The 14,348-nt window shown below is 59.8% G+C and carries 15 protein-coding genes and 2 pseudogenes; 7 read left to right on the top strand and 10 right to left on the bottom strand.

All coding sequences use genetic code 11. From position 1 onward, the window contains the following. Nucleotides 1–53 precede the first annotated feature (53 nt). Nucleotides 54–572, top strand: a complete 519-nt coding sequence (locus ACEN8Z_RS27170) for an acyloxyacyl hydrolase (protein ID WP_108228455.1) — start codon at nucleotides 54–56, stop codon at nucleotides 570–572. Nucleotides 573–694: 122 nt separating this feature from the next. On the opposite strand, the gene ACEN8Z_RS27165 is transcribed toward ACEN8Z_RS27170, so the two are convergent. From ACEN8Z_RS27165 to ACEN8Z_RS27135, 7 genes and pseudogenes are all read right to left on the bottom strand, one after another. After that, the gene (locus ACEN8Z_RS27165) at nucleotides 695–1,000 is read right to left on the bottom strand and encodes a YkgJ family cysteine cluster protein (RefSeq protein WP_007981864.1); all 306 of its coding nucleotides are present in this window, start codon (nucleotides 998–1,000) and stop codon (nucleotides 695–697) included. A 99-nt stretch (nucleotides 1,001–1,099) separates the two neighbouring features. Continuing rightward, on the bottom strand, nucleotides 1,100–1,882 hold the full coding sequence (locus ACEN8Z_RS27160; protein WP_495596240.1) for an SDR family NAD(P)-dependent oxidoreductase: 783 nt from the start codon (nucleotides 1,880–1,882) through the stop codon (nucleotides 1,100–1,102). After that, nucleotides 1,879–1,974, bottom strand: a pseudogene (locus tag ACEN8Z_RS27155) (nuclear transport factor 2 family protein); the annotation flags it as partial. The gene ACEN8Z_RS27160 and the pseudogene ACEN8Z_RS27155, both read right to left, overlap by 4 nt. Nucleotides 1,975–1,979: 5 nt before the next feature. Then, nucleotides 1,980–3,422, bottom strand: a complete 1,443-nt coding sequence (phrB, locus tag ACEN8Z_RS27150) for a deoxyribodipyrimidine photo-lyase (protein ID WP_495596239.1) — start codon at nucleotides 3,420–3,422, stop codon at nucleotides 1,980–1,982. 21 nt (nucleotides 3,423–3,443) lie between these two features. Next, a complete protein-coding gene (locus tag ACEN8Z_RS27145; RefSeq protein WP_495596238.1) occupies nucleotides 3,444–4,385 on the bottom strand; it encodes a MerR family transcriptional regulator in 942 nt (313 codons plus the stop codon). Beyond that, a pseudogene (locus tag ACEN8Z_RS27140) lies at nucleotides 4,385–4,927 on the bottom strand (YbgA family protein); the annotation flags it as partial. The gene ACEN8Z_RS27145 and the pseudogene ACEN8Z_RS27140, both read right to left, overlap by 1 nt. 196 nt (nucleotides 4,928–5,123) lie before the next feature. Further along, entirely contained in the window at nucleotides 5,124–6,110 is a 987-nt protein-coding gene (locus tag ACEN8Z_RS27135) for an NAD(P)/FAD-dependent oxidoreductase (protein WP_495596237.1), read from the bottom strand. Between the two features lie 196 nt (nucleotides 6,111–6,306). On the opposite strand from ACEN8Z_RS27135, the gene ACEN8Z_RS27130 reads away from it, so the two are divergent. Next, the gene (locus tag ACEN8Z_RS27130; protein ID WP_495596236.1) at nucleotides 6,307–7,209 is read left to right on the top strand and encodes a TIGR01777 family oxidoreductase; all 903 of its coding nucleotides are present in this window, start codon (nucleotides 6,307–6,309) and stop codon (nucleotides 7,207–7,209) included. 13 nt (nucleotides 7,210–7,222) lie between these two features. Further along, complete coding sequence (gene hemH, locus ACEN8Z_RS27125) at nucleotides 7,223–8,245, top strand: ferrochelatase (RefSeq protein ID WP_495596235.1); 1,023 nt, start codon at nucleotides 7,223–7,225, stop codon at nucleotides 8,243–8,245. Between the two features lie 117 nt (nucleotides 8,246–8,362). On the opposite strand, the gene ACEN8Z_RS27120 is transcribed toward hemH, so the two are convergent. Both ACEN8Z_RS27120 and upp read right to left on the bottom strand, forming a co-directional pair. Then, nucleotides 8,363–9,637: a uracil-xanthine permease family protein gene (locus ACEN8Z_RS27120; RefSeq protein WP_495596234.1), complete on the bottom strand. Its 1,275-nt coding sequence runs from the start codon at nucleotides 9,635–9,637 to the stop codon at nucleotides 8,363–8,365. Between the two features lie 2 nt (nucleotides 9,638–9,639). Further along, nucleotides 9,640–10,278 (bottom strand): uracil phosphoribosyltransferase, encoded by a 639-nt coding sequence (gene upp / locus ACEN8Z_RS27115; protein WP_495596233.1) that lies wholly within the window; start codon nucleotides 10,276–10,278, stop codon nucleotides 9,640–9,642. Nucleotides 10,279–10,442: 164 nt separating this feature from the next. Between upp and ACEN8Z_RS27110 the strand changes: the two genes are divergently transcribed. From ACEN8Z_RS27110 to ACEN8Z_RS27095, 4 genes are all read left to right on the top strand, one after another. Next, nucleotides 10,443–11,000, top strand: a complete 558-nt coding sequence (locus ACEN8Z_RS27110; protein WP_007981338.1) for a hypoxanthine-guanine phosphoribosyltransferase — start codon at nucleotides 10,443–10,445, stop codon at nucleotides 10,998–11,000. A gap of 3 nt (nucleotides 11,001–11,003) precedes the next feature. After that, entirely contained in the window at nucleotides 11,004–11,477 is a 474-nt protein-coding gene (locus ACEN8Z_RS27105; protein WP_495596232.1) for a WbuC family cupin fold metalloprotein, read from the top strand. A gap of 170 nt (nucleotides 11,478–11,647) precedes the next feature. After that, complete coding sequence (locus ACEN8Z_RS27100; RefSeq protein WP_007981334.1) at nucleotides 11,648–12,133, top strand: hypothetical protein; 486 nt, start codon at nucleotides 11,648–11,650, stop codon at nucleotides 12,131–12,133. Between the two features lie 63 nt (nucleotides 12,134–12,196). Beyond that, the gene (locus ACEN8Z_RS27095) at nucleotides 12,197–12,484 is read left to right on the top strand and encodes a PA4642 family protein (protein ID WP_085724022.1); all 288 of its coding nucleotides are present in this window, start codon (nucleotides 12,197–12,199) and stop codon (nucleotides 12,482–12,484) included. Nucleotides 12,485–12,639: 155 nt separating this feature from the next. Here ACEN8Z_RS27095 and mqo read toward each other — a convergent pair whose 3' ends face one another. Next, the gene (mqo, locus tag ACEN8Z_RS27090; RefSeq protein WP_495596231.1) at nucleotides 12,640–14,148 is read right to left on the bottom strand and encodes a malate dehydrogenase (quinone); all 1,509 of its coding nucleotides are present in this window, start codon (nucleotides 14,146–14,148) and stop codon (nucleotides 12,640–12,642) included. Nucleotides 14,149–14,348: the final 200 nt, after the last annotated feature.

Raw genomic sequence — 14,348 nt, 5'->3', positions numbered from 1 at the left:
AGGGCTGAGCAACAAAAAAACCATACGAAATTGTTCGGAAAAGGAAGTTTCTAATGAAGCGACTATTCTGCTTGGCCGCGATTGCGGCCGCACTAATGGGGCACACCTTTACCGCGCAGGCGGCAGGTGTGGAGTTCGCGGTTGGTCAGACCAGCGATTCGACTATGACGTATCGACTGGGCATGCAATTCGATTGGGACCAGAGCTGGTGGCAGAGTGACGTCGGTCGCATGACCGGTTACTGGAGCGGCGCCTACACCTACTGGGAAGGCGACAAGACCTCGAGCAATAACAGCCTGTCGTTCTCCCCGGTATTCGTTTACGAATTTGCCGGCCAGAACGTCAAACCGTACGTTGAAGCGGGCATTGGCGTGGCGGTGTTCTCCAATACCCGACTCGAAGACAACAATATCGGCAGTGCTTTCCAGTTTGAAGACCGGCTCGGTTTTGGCCTGCGCTTCAACGGCGGCCATGAAGTCGGGATCCGTGCGACGCACTATTCCAACGCCGGGCTCGCCAGTTCCAACGACGGTGTAGAAAGCTACTCGCTGCATTACACGTTGCCGTTGTAATTGCATCCCCCTGTAGGAGCGAGCCTGCTCGCGATGACGGTGTGTCAGTTGCCAGCTTAGTTGGCTGACAGTCCGCAATCGCGAGCAGGCTCGCTCCTACAGGAGCTGTGTTGTTTTCCGATTCAGCGATACGCCGTCGAAATCCCCTGGCGTTCGTCGATGCACTCCGGAGCGCCCATCTCAAACTCCCGGCAGATCAGCGGGCGTTTTTCGTAGATGGTGCACATCATCGTGTTGCGATCCAGCGCAGCACACCAGCCGTCGTCCAGGCGCAACATGACTTCCCCACCCCAGTCATCGGTATCGATGAACCGTTCAGGCACACCTGTATCGGTGATCAGCATGACTTCGAGCTGACAGCAACAGGCTGCGCAGGTCGAGCAGGTGACCGCGGGTTCCGCGATTTGCGTATGGGGGATGGTTTTCATGGCGCGCAGTGTAAGGCAGTCGCCGGATGCTGTGTGAAAGGTCTGACGGACGCTCAAGTATCGAAACGTCCGGGATACCGCTGCCGATGATGGCGATTTTTACGGTTGATCCTTGATGGGTGGCTGGCTGCGCACCATGCGCTTGCCGATCTCCAGTTTCACTTGTTCCGGCAGTTTGGAGAGCGGCCAGAGGGCGGCCATGAAGGCGGCCGGGAAAGCGATTTCCAGCGGGCGGTCCTTGAGTTTTTCGAAAATATGCCGCGCAGCTTTCTCCACTGGCCAGCTCAAGGGCATGGGGAAGTCGTTGTTCGCCGTCAGCGGCGTTTCGAAACCCCCGGGGCTGACCACCGTGACCTCTATGCCTTCGGGGGCCAGGTCGATGCGCAGGGATTCGAACAGATAACGCAGCCCGGCCTTCGAGGCGCCGTAGGCTTCTGCCTTGGGCAGCGGCAGGTAAGTCACCGTACTGGCCATGGCCACCATATGCGGTGCGGTGCCGGCCCGCAGCAAGGGCAGGGCGGCTTCGATGCAATAGCTGCTGGCCAACAGGTTGGTGCGCACCACATGCTCGACAATCGACGCATCGAATTGCTTGGCGTCCACGTACTCGCAGGTACCGGCGTTGAGTATCACCGAGTCCAGCGAGCCCCAGTCCTCGGCAATCTGCTCGCCGATTTCGCGCACGGTCTGGCTGTTGGTCAAGTCACCGGCCACCACCAGCACCTGCCCCGGATAGCGTTGCGACAAGACTTTCAACTGCGCTACCGAGCGCGAACTGACGGCCAGGTGCGCACCGGTTTTCAGGATTTCTTCAGCCAGGGCGGCACCGATGCCGCTGCTGGCGCCGGTCAGCCAGTATCGTCGTGAGAGTGTACGGCTCATCCCAATCTCCTTTTCAGCCAGGCCATTGTTCGGCCCAACACGGGTAAATGTTCATAAAGCAATGCCCCGGTATCGAAGTGATCCCGGTGGCGGTCACTCATGACTCAACGGCGGCGTATTGCCGTGACGGCAGATTTTTGAATGCCGTCAACGCGCGCGTACGGGAGGTACTCAAGTCGACGATCGGTGAGGGGTAATCCACACCACCGAAAAGGCCACCGAGATTGGCGGGGTTGTGCACTTGTTTTTTGTTCAGCCCGGCCAGTTCAGGCAGCCATTGCTTGATGAACACACCTTCGGGATCGAATTTTTCCGACTGGCTCAGCGGGTTGAAAATCCGGAAGTACGGCACCGAGTCGGTGCCGGTGGAGGAACTCCACTGCCAGCCACCATTGTTCGCCGCCAGGTCGCCATCGATCAGGTGACGCATGAAAAAGCGTTCACCTTCGCGCCAGTCGATCAGCAGGTTTTTGGTCAGGAACATTGCTACCACCATGCGCAGGCGGTTGTGCATCCAGCCGGTAGCCAGCAGTTGGCGCATGGCGGCGTCGATGATCGGCAAGCCGGTACGTGCCTGTTGCCAGGCGGCAAGTTCTTCGGGGGCGTTGCGCCAGGCTAGCGCTTCGGTTTCCGGGCGAAACGCGCGGTGCCGGGAAACCCGTGGGTAGCCCACCAGGATGTGTTTGTAGAACTCGCGCCACAGCAGTTCGTTGATCCAGGTGACGGCACCGGTGTTGCCGCTTTCGAATTCGCCTTGATTGCTGTGCAGGGCCGCGCGCAGGCATTGGCGAGCTGAGATCACCCCGGCGGCGAGATAAGCCGAAAGCTGACTGGTGCCGGGCTTCGCCGGGAAATCGCGTTCGCTTTGGTAGTGGTCGATTTGCGTATCGCTAAAGCTGTCGAGGCGATGTCGGGCTTGCGCTTCGCCCGCCGGCCACAGGCTGCGCAGGTTGTCACCGGGCGTTGCGAAACCGTCGACACTCGAGGGGATCGCATCGCTGACAATGTTCAGTGGCGCTTGTTTCTGCGGTGCGCGTACCAGGCTGGGTAGCGAGTGGTGAAGTCGTTCGTAACAGACTTTGCGGAACTGGCTGAAGACCTGAAAGTAAGTGCCGGACCGGGTCAGCACGCTACCGGGCTGGAACAGCAACTGATCGAGGTAGCGGCGAACTTCGATGCCTTCGGCCCTTAGCATCCGGGCGACCGCTGCATCGCGACGGGATTCATGGATGCCGTACTCTTCGTTGAGGTACAGCGCGTTGACCTGCCACTGTCGGCACAGGTTCAGCAACACCGTTGGCGCGTCATCCCAGCGAGGTGCCTGGCGGATCAGCAGGGGAATGTTCAGTTGACCCAGTTCGCGGCTCAACTCGCGCAGGTTGCGCAGCCAGAAGTCCACTTTGCAGGGCGCATCGTCGTGTTCCAGCCATTGTTCCGGGCTCAGTAGATAGACCGCCACGCAGGGGCCTCGAGCCGCGGCGGCCGAGAGTGCGGTGTTGTCATTCAGGCGCAAGTCGCTGCGCAGCCAGATCAATTGCATTTTGGTATCCACGCGATTCATTTAAATCAGCCCGCACTGAACGAGTGCCTGATGTGCCGACAATGGATCTTCGGCCAGGTACAAATCAGCGATCCCGGTAGTACTTGCGGACAATTCGGCGTGGTGGATGCATACCGTTGGTCCGGCAATCATTTTTGGGCAACTGACGCCTTTGAAAAGCTTCGCCAGTTGCGCCAGGTTCATGGCCTTGCTGGAGTACAGCAGAACGCCACGGGGTTGCAGCAGTTCGACCGCCAGTGTCAGTTCGCCGACAGGCAGCGGCCAGTCGAAGACCTCCACCGGGCAATCGGCACTGCTGATCAGCCAGGCCGTGAGCCACAGGTGGGGCTCCACGGGCAGGTCCGAGTGGTTGATCAGCAGCAGAGGCGCGGTGCGCAACTGACGATTGTTATGGTAGATGCGTGCTCCGAATTTGCTGCGCAGCCAGGCACAAAAAAACACCCGCTCCATCTGCGCACCGAATTGGCCTTGCCAGCGTTGTTCCAGAGCAGCCAGCAAAGGCATCAGCAATTGCGCGCACAGGGTTCGCGGCGGATACAACGCCATCGCCTGATTGACGCTGTCATCCAGAGAGCGCTCCTGCAGTCCTCTGACCGCCTGCAGCAACGTTTGCAGCAAGGCGTGCCAATCGTTGTCGACGGACTTGCTGAAGGTTTGCGGTGTGTCGAGCAATGGCTTGACCTGGCTGACGGCAACGCCACGGTTGAGCCAGGTGAGGATGCTCTGGATGCGTTTTACATGGTCGGCCGAAAACAACCGGTGCCCCTTGGGTGTGCGTTGCGGCACGATCAGGCCGTAGCGCCGCTCCCAGGCGCGCAGGGTCACGGCATTGACGCCGGTTAGCCGCGCCACTTCACGGATCGGCAGCCAGCCTTCGTCCAGCGCCTTTTTAAAGTCATCGCCGAGGTCTTCCCGGGCGCTGGTGTCGAGTGTTTTTTTCATCAAATGGCGTTTTGCAGGCTGAGGTTTTCCGGGTGCGGTTGCAGGTAGACCTGCTGTGCGATGTACGGATCGGGGTGTTGGCGAAAGTGATGTTTGAGCAGCGTCAGCGGCACCACCAGCGGCACGATGCCCAGGCGGTACTGGCTGATCACGTGCTGCACTTCCTGCTTTTCTTCGTGGCTGATGGCCTGTTTCAGGTAGCCACTGAGGTGTTGCAGGACGTTGGTGTGGGTCCGGCGGGTGGCGCATTTTTTCAGCGCCGACATCAACTCGCTGAAATAGCGGGGGCCGAGTTCCTGCGGATCGGTATGACCCATGTTGCCCAGCAAGTGGCCCAGGGTCTTGTATTGCACCGGGTTGTGGGCCATCAGCAGGTATTTGTAGCGCGAGTGAAAGTCAATGAGATCGCGCCGGGTCAGGCCTTCCTGGCGTAGCTGCTGCCAGGCACTGTAGGCGAATACGCGGGTGAGGAAGTTTTCCCGCAGCACTGGATCGTTGAGCCGGCCGTCTTCCTCCACCGGCAAGTCCGGGTGCAGGAGACAGGCGTTGATGGCGATTTTCTGTTTGGTGGGGGCATGGGGCATCGGAGCACCTCGAATCTGAACCTGTGCAGACGGTCGAGTCTGTACAAGATAACTTCATCATAGATTCGAAGTTGTACAAGTCAAATGTTGTGTATAAGTTTTGTGGCGGGCTGCTGTCCATGGCGACAGCAGCGATGTGCTCGGGTTGGTGCTTTTACTGCAGGTGTTCATGCAAGCGGCGGGCGGCTTCCTGACCGCTGAGCCAGGCCCCTTCGACGCGCCCGGACAGGCACCAGTCGCCACAGGCATACAGCCCCAGGTCGGCATCGGCCAGGGTGCCCCATTCGTGACTGCTGGCGGGGCGGGCGTAGAGCCAACGGTGGGCGAGGCTGAAGCTCGGCGCGGGCATGGAGTCGTGCAGCAGTTCGGCAAACGCGCCATGCAACTGTTCGATCACGGCTTCCTTGGACAAGTCGATGTGTTGTCGGCTCCAGGCGCTGGTGGCGTGCAGTACCCAAGTGTCGAGGGTGTTGTCGCGCCCGGGTTTGCTGCGGTTGCGGGCCAGCCAGTCGAGTGGGCTGTCCTGTACGAAGCAGCCTTCCATGGGCGTTTCCAGCGGCGTTTCGAAGGCCAGGGCGATGGCCCAGGTCGGGTCCATTTTCACCCCGGCGGCGGCCCCGGCGAGTTTCGGCGCGGATGCCAGCAAAGCCGTGGCCTGTGGGGCCGGCGTGGCGATGACCACGTGACTGAACGGTCCGTGGGTGAAGCCCTCGGCGTCCTGCAGGTGCCAGTGTTCTTCACCGCGATAGATCTCGGTGATCCGGCAGGCGAAATGCACTTCAAGGTCACCGAGCAGGGCGCGGGTGATGGCGCTCATGCGCGGTGTGCCGACCCAGCGGGTCTGCTCGTCCGGCGACAGGCTGAGCTGGCCGCCATGGTAGGTGTACAGCTGCGGCGTCCACTCGGCGACCCAGCCGTTTTCTTGCCAGCGCTGGACTTCGTTGGCAAAACGCCGCTCACGGGCGGTGAAATACTGCGCGCCCATGTCCAGAGCACCCGCATCGCTGCGCTTGCTCGACATGCGCCCGCCGCTGCCGCGGCTTTTATCGAACAGTTGAACCACATGCCCGAGGTCGGTCAGGGCCTGGGCGGCGGAGAGTCCGGCAATGCCGGTGCCAACGATTGCGATAGGTACAGTCATAGGGGCCTCGTTTGCCTTTCTGTACAGACTACGCCGGGGTTCAAACCTGTACAATGTTGTTTTTTGGTATAACTTTTAGCGTTCTCGTTCTGACAGCTTGGCCTATTGTTAAACACAGAGCCTGCTCGATACCAAAGATCCCTGCTTATAAAAATAGACTAATGGACAAGGTAAAACGCCACGCGAGGAAGAAGTCATGCACATATTGCTGACCGGCGGTACTGGTTTGATAGGACGTCAGCTCTGCCGGCACTGGTTGGGCCAGGGACATCGCCTGACAGTCTGGAGTCGCAAGCCTGAAAAAGTCGCGAAAACATGTGGTGCCCAAGTGCGTGGAGTTGCCCGGCTGGAGGATCTGGGGCAGGAGCCGGTGGATGCAATCGTCAATCTGGCCGGAGCGCCGATTGCCGACCGGCCCTGGACTCACAGGCGTAGAGCCTTGTTGTGGAGCAGCCGGATCACGCTGACTGAAACCTTGCTGACGTGGCTTGAAAGTCGCGAGCAGAAGCCACGGGTCTTGATTTCCGGTTCGGCTGTCGGCTGGTATGGCGACGGTGGCGAGCGCGAACTGACCGAGGACTCGGGGCCGGTCAGCGAAGATTTCGCCAGCCAGTTATGCATCGCCTGGGAAGAGACTGCACAGCGGGCTGAAACGCTGGGCATTCGCGTCATCCTCATTCGAACCGGGTTGGTGCTGTCGGCAGAGGGCGGCTTTTTGTCGCGGCTGTTATTGCCGTTCAAACTGGGACTGGGAGGGCCGATCGGCAACGGCCGGCAGTGGATGCCGTGGATTCATATCGACGATCAAATCGCCCTGATTGATTTTCTTCTGCATCGCAACGAAGGCAGCGGTCCCTATAATGCGTGCGCGCCCAAGCCGGTGCGCAACCGCGAGTTTGCCACGGCGTTGGGCAGCGTGCTGCATCGCCCGGCGTTCATGCCGATGCCGGCCTTTGCATTGAAGGTGGGGTTGGGCGAGTTGTCGCTGTTGTTGCTCGGTGGCCAACGGGCCACCCCAGTGCGTTTGTTACAGGCTGGTTTCACTTTTAAGTTCACGGATTTGCGCGCGGCTCTGGACGATCTGTCCGGTCGCCTTTGAAATAGGACGTTGCATGACCGATCACGCGTTGCTTCTGGTCAACCTGGGTTCACCTGCCTCCACCTCAGTGGCGGATGTGCGCAGCTACCTCAATCAATTTCTGATGGACCCGTACGTGATCGACCTGCCATGGCCGGTTCGACGCCTGCTGGTGTCGCTGATCCTGATCAAGCGTCCCGAGCAGTCGGCCCATGCTTATGCCTCGATCTGGTGGGACGAGGGCTCGCCGCTGGTGGTGCTCAGCCGTCGCCTGCAACAAGCCATGGCCGGCCAGTGGCAGCATGGTCCGGTCGAGTTGGCGATGCGCTACGGTGAGCCGTCGATTGAATCGTCACTGGTTCGCATGGCTGCGGCGGGGCACAAGCGGATAACTCTGGCACCGCTTTATCCACAGTTCGCCGACAGCACCACCACCACGGTCATAGAGGAAGCCAAGCGGGTTGTGCGCGAGAAAAACCTCGACGTGCAGCTGTCAGTGCTGCAACCGTTCTACGATCAACCTGAATACCTCGATGCGCTGGTGGCCACGACCAGGCCCTATCTGGAGCAGGATTTCGATCACTTGCTGATGAGCTTTCACGGCTTGCCGGAACGGCATCTGAAGAAGCTCAACCCTGGTCACAGCTTCGAGGGTGGTGGTGATTGCTGCGCCGGGGCGCCGCCGGAGGTGGTCGCTACCTGTTATCGCGGCCAATGCCTGCGTACGGCGGCAGAGGTCGCCAAGCGCATGGGGCTGCCGGAGGGCAAGTGGTCGGTGTCGTTCCAGTCGCGCCTGGGGCGTGCCAAATGGATCGAACCCTACACCGAAGCGCGCCTCGATGAGTTGGCCAAAAGCGGCGTGAAAAAGATTCTGGTGATGTGCCCGGCATTCGTTGCCGATTGCATCGAGACACTGGAAGAAATCGGTGATCGCGGCAAAGAACAATTCCGCGAGGCGGGGGGCGAGGAGTTGGTGCTGGTGCCGTGCCTCAACGATGACCCGCATTGGGCGCGGGCGTTGAGTGTGCTGTGCGAGCGCGCGCCTTTGGCGCTTTAAAAGCTTCGTCGGAACGCCGCCCGGAGCAGGTCCGCTCCCACAGTTTGGAATGCATTCCCCTGTGGGAGCGAGCTTGCTCGCGATAGCTATCTGGCAGACTACAAATATCTCAAGCTGTTAGATCAGCGGCTCATTCGCCTTCTTGTGCTTCCAGCTGTCATTACCCGGCAGGATCAGGTTCAAGCCAATCGCCACCACCGCGCACAGCGCGATGCCCTTGAGGCCGAAATCGTCCGGCCCGGTGCCGGTGCCGATCAGCACGCCGCCGATCCCGAACACCAGGGTCACCGAAACAATCACCAGATTGCGCGCCTCGCCCAGATCGATCTTGTGGCGAATCATCGTGTTCATCCCCACCGCCGCAATCGAACCGAACAACAGGCAGAGAATCCCGCCCATCACCGGCACTGGAATGCTTTGCAGCAGTGCGCCGAACTTGCCGATGAACGCCAGGCTGATGGCGAAGATCGCCGCCCAGGTCATGATTTTCGGGTTGTAGTTCTTGGTCAGCATGACCGCGCCGGTCACTTCGGCGTAGGTGGTGTTGGGCGGGCCGCCGAACAGACCGGCCGCTGTAGTGGCAATGCCGTCACCGAGCAGGGTGCGGTGCAGGCCGGGTTTTTTCAGGTAATCGCGACCGGTCACACTACCCACTGCAATCACGCCGCCGATGTGTTCTATGGCCGGGGCCAGGGCAACCGGAACGATAAACAGAATCGCCTGCCAGTTGAATTCCGGCGCGGTGAAGTGCGGGAGAGCGAACCATGGTGCCGCGGCAATCTTCGCGGTATCGACCACGCCGAAGTAGAACGACATGCCGAAACCGACCAGCACGCCGGAGATGATCGGCACCAGGCGGAAGATGCCCTTGCCGAAAACCGCAACGATCAGTGTGGTGAGCAGCGCGGGCATCGAGATCAACATCGCCGTCTGGTAATGAATCAATTCGCTGCCGTCGCCGGCCTTGCCCATGGCCATGTTGGCGGCAATCGGCGCCATGGCCAGGCCAATCGAGATGATCACCGGCCCGATCACCACCGGCGGCAGCAGGCGGTCAATGAACCCGGTGCCTTTGATCTTCACCGCGAGGCCGAGGAAGGTGTAGACGAAACCCGCCGCCATCACACCGCCCATGGTCGCGGCCAGACCAAATTGGCCCTTGGCGAGAATGATCGGGGTGATGAAGGCAAAGCTCGATGCCAGGAACACCGGCACCTGACGCCCGGTGACGATCTGGAACAGGATCGTCCCCAGGCCGGCCGTGAACAGCGCCACGTTCGGGTCGAGACCGGTAATCAGCGGCATCAACACCAGGGCGCCGAAGGCCACGAACAGCATCTGTGCACCCGACAGCACCGTGCGCCAGAGCGGATCGTTGAACTCTTGCTGCATGGTCACGCGTCCTTCTGCTTGGTGCCGAAGATCTTGTCACCGGCATCGCCCAGCCCTGGGATGATGTAACCATGTTCGTTCAGTTTTTGATCAATTGAAGCGGTGTAGATGATCACGTCCGGGTGAGCCTTCTCGACCGCAGCGATGCCTTCTGGCGCAGCGACCAGCACCATGGCGCGAATGTCCTTGCACCCGGCCTTTTTCAGCAGGTCGATGGTGGCAACCATCGAGCCGCCGGTGGCGAGCATCGGGTCGATGATCATGGCCAGGCGTTCGTTGATTTCCGGTACCAGCTTCTCAAGGTAGGTGTGGGCCTCGAGGGTTTCCTCGTTACGGGCCACGCCCACGGCGCTGACCTTGGCGCCCGGGATCAGGCTGAGCACGCCTTCGAGCATGCCGATACCGGCCCGCAGGATTGGCACTACAGTAATCTTCTTGCCGGCGATCTTCTCGACCGATACGGTTCCGCACCAGCCTTCGATATCGTAGGCTTCCAGCGGCAGGTCTTTGGTGGCTTCATAGGTCAGCAGGGCGCCGACTTCCTGAGCGAGCTCACGGAAATTCTTCGTGCTGATGTCTGCACGGCGCATAAGGCCAAGTTTATGACGGATCAGCGGGTGGCGGATCTCATGGATGGGCATGGGGAATGGCTCCGGCAGCGGGCAAAAAAACCGGCCTAGATTAATCTATCCGAGGGTGTTGTCCTATAGACATACAGTACGTTAGTCCACAAAGGCTTGATCTGGCCTCGGTTGATGCGTACCTTTGCCCGCTTTTCCGAATCCGTCACCCCCTGGAGAGCGCCATGTCCGCTGATCTCGAGCATATCCGTCAAATCATGCGAGAGGCTGACTGCCTGTACACCGAAGCTGAAGTCGAGGCGGCCATCGCCCGCGTCGGTGCACAAATCAACGAACAAATGGCAGACAGCAACCCGGTGGTGTTCTGCGTGATGAACGGCGGGCTGATTTTCTCCGGCAAGCTGCTGACCTATCTGCAGTTCCCGCTGGAAGCGTCCTACCTGCACGCCACCCGCTATCGCAACGAAACCAGCGGCGGCGACCTGTTCTGGAAAGCCAAGCCGGAAGTTTCCTTTATCGACCGTGATGTGCTGATCATCGACGACATCCTCGACGAAGGTCACACCCTGGGCGCGATCATCGACTTCTGCAAACACGCTGGCGCACGTAAAGTGCACACCGCCGTGCTGATCGACAAAGACCACGACCGCAAGGCCCGTCCTGACCTCAAGGCCGATTTCGTCGGTCTGCCGTGCATCGACCGCTACATCTTCGGTTACGGCATGGACTACAAAGGCTACTGGCGTAACGCCAACGGGATTTTCGCCGTTAAAGGAATGTAAGACATGGATACGCCGCGTTTTCTGGATCAGACCTTGTTCACCGAGCTGGCCGGGAAAGCCGCGGCCAATCCTCGTGGGCGCCAGCATCACAATTTCCATCAGATGGAAGACGCTTGCCATCGCATGGCGGTGGGGTTGCAGCCGTCCACGTATATTCCTCCTCACCGGCATTTGGGCGACAACAAGGCCGAAACCCTGTTGGTCCTCAAGGGCCGGCTGGGCGTGCTGATCTTTGACGAGACCGGTACGGTGCTGAGCAAGACCGTGCTTGAGGCCGGTGGCGACTGCGTTGGCGTGGACCTGCCAACCGGTGTGTTCCACGGTTTGGTGGTGCTGGAGGCCGACAGCCTGATGTTCGAATGCAAGGCCGGTCCTTATCGTCCGGTCGGTGAAGGTGAGCTGGCGCATTGGGCGCCGCGCGAAGGCGAGCCTGGTGTTGCCGAGTATCAGGCCTGGATGCGCGCGCAATTCGACTGATCTTTGCCCCTGTGGGAGCGGGCTTGCTCGCGAATGCGGTGTGTCAGTTGCAGTGATGTGACTGACACTCCCTCTTCGCGAGCAAGCCCGCTCCCACATTGGTTTCTGTGCACTTGAACCACTTTCTTCAGCCCATGTTAGAGTGCTCGGCCCCGATTCCGGAGCCTGTCATGAGCCGTTCCATCCGCTGCTGCGCCGCCCTGTTGCTGACCCTCAGCCTGCCCCTTGCCGCCGCGCCGGCGCCCATGCACAGTCAATTCCTGCCACCGGACGATCTCACTCTGCGCGATGCTGATCCCGAACAGCAGCAACTGATGCAGGTCACCGATTATTCGGTAGTGGTCGGTGCTCAGCGCCAATCCAATCAACAGCCGATTCCGGTCACGTCGCCGTTGCTGATTCGTCTCAAGGGCAAATCGCTGAACAAGGGCGCCACCATCAGTCAGGTGCTGGTCAATTTCGATGGTGAAAGCAAAAGCCTGAAGAAACCGGTTTACGACGAGCCGAGCAAAACCCTGACCCTCTATTACCCGCTGGCGCAATACCGGGTGGTGATCGATTTGTTGCGCAACGATACGGTGTATTGCCAGTTTCTCAGCTACGCCAATGGCCATGTCTGGGCCGATCTGCACACTGGCAGCACTCGTCCGCGTTGAGCCCTGTGCCTGCGCGGGGGTAAACTGCCCGCCCCGTGTAATGTCTGCGAGCTGGAGTCGGCAATGCGTAAAGATAAAAAACAAGTGATTGGTGACGAGATCGGCGATGAGCAGATCAAGTTGTTCCTCGATTTCGAGCCGGTCGATGCGACTTCTCCGTCCCTGCACAAACTGGTCAAGGCCTACCGTGGCCTGCGTATCGACGATTTTGAGCGTTTCCTGACGTTCTTTGTCGAAGCGGGTTACGACGTGAATGGCAAGGATGAGCACGGCAATGACTTCGTTGCCCTGATCAAGGATCAGCGCAACGCGCCGGATTACATCGAGCTGATCGAAAAAATTCGCGGTTAAGATCAAGAGATCGCAGCCTCGCTTCGCTCGACAGCTCCTACATTGGACCGCGTGTTCCTGTAGGAGCTGTCGAGCGAAGCGAGGCTGCGATCTTTCAAATGCATAAAAAAACGCCCCGCTCTCAGTAAGAACGGGGCGTTTTTCATGGCGCCGAATCAAGCGTAGCTTTCGGTCTCGCTGCTGGCTTCAACCAGTTCCAGGGCTACGTTGTTCTGCGTGTTGATCTTGCGATACAACACAGCGTCGGTTTCCAGAACCTTTTCTCGGGCCGGGAAGATTTCGGCCAGTTTGCTAGCCCATTCGCCTTTGGCTTTGCCCGGGAAGCATTTCTCGATCAGTTCCAGCATGATCGAAACGGTCACCGAGGCACCAGGCGAAGCGCCGAGCAGTGCCGCCAGGGAACCGTCCTTGGCCGCGACCAGTTCGGTACCAAATTGCAGGATGCCGCCTTTTTTCGGGTCTTTCTTGATGATCTGCACCCGTTGGCCGGCCACTTCCAGGCGCCAGTCTTCGGCTTTCGCCTCAGGATAGAAGCGACGCAGGGATTCCAGGCGCTGCTCCATCGACTGCATCACTTCGCTGACCAGGTACTTGGTCAGGTCCATGTTGTTTTTCGCCACGGCCAGCATCGGACCGATGTTGCCGGCACGAACCGACATCGGAAGGTCCATGAAGGAACCGTGCTTGAGGAACTTGGTGGTGAAGCCGGCGTAAGGTCCGAACAGCAGGGACTTCTTGCCATCGACCACGCGGGTGTCCAGGTGCGGCACGGACATTGGCGGCGAACCTACGGCAGCCTGGCTGTACACCTTGGCCTGGTGGTGCTTGACCACTTCCGGGTTGTCGCAGCGCAGCCACTGGCCGCTGATCGGGAAACCGCCGAAGCCTTTGCTCTCTTCGATGCCCGAGGCCTGCAGCAGCGGCAGCGCCGCGCCGCCAGCGCCCAGGAAGACAAACTTGGCGTCGACTTCACGGGTGTTGCCGCTGTTGACGTCTTTGATGCTGACGGTCCAGCCGCCATTGCTGCGCTTGAGGCCGGTCACGCGCTTGCAGTACTTGACCTGGGCATCGGGTGCGCTGGTCAGGTGCTTGAGCAACTGGTTGGTCAGGGCGCCGAAGTTGACGTCGGTGCCATTGATCACGCGGGTCGCGGCGAGGGTTTCGCCAGGATCGCGGCCAGGCATCATCAGCGGCATCCACTCGGCCATTTTGGCCTTGTCTTCGGTGTATTCCATGTCGGCGAAGGCGTGGTGCTTGCTCAGCACCTTGAAGCGTTCCTTGAGGAAGGACACGCCGCTGTCGCCCTGCACGAAACTCAGGTGTGGCACCGGGCTGATAAACGATTTGCACGAGCCGAATGTGCCTTTTTTGGTCAGGTACGACCAGAACTGCTTCGACACCTCAAACTGGGTGTTGATGTGCACGGCTTTCTTGATGTCGACGGTGCCATCGGCTGCCTGCGGCGTGTAGTTGAGCTCACACAGCCCGGCGTGACCGGTACCGGCGTTGTTCCACGGGTTGGAACTCTCCGCGGCACCGGAATCCATCAGCTCGACGACTTCCAGCTTGATCGCGGGGTCGAGCTCTTTGAGCAGTACCGCCAGGGTGGCACTCATGATGCCGGCCCCAACCAGTACTACGTCGACTGCTTCGTTATGCGCCATTTAACGCGTCTCCAAAATCTGCAGCACCAAATTGTCGGTATGGCTGCCAGGCGTTCCGGGGCGTGTCAGTGTTGCCCCAGGTACCCATGGCAGGATCGCCATGTCCGAATCTTCGCAATTTATCGCAACTTCGACGGACGCTACCTGCCGGGCCTATGAGCCATATGAACTCATTTCAGCTCGCGGGAGGCAATTCGACT

The sequence above is a fragment of the Pseudomonas sp. Pseusp10 genome (genome assembly GCF_059492225.1).
This window is presented reverse-complemented; position numbering and strand designations above follow the sequence as displayed.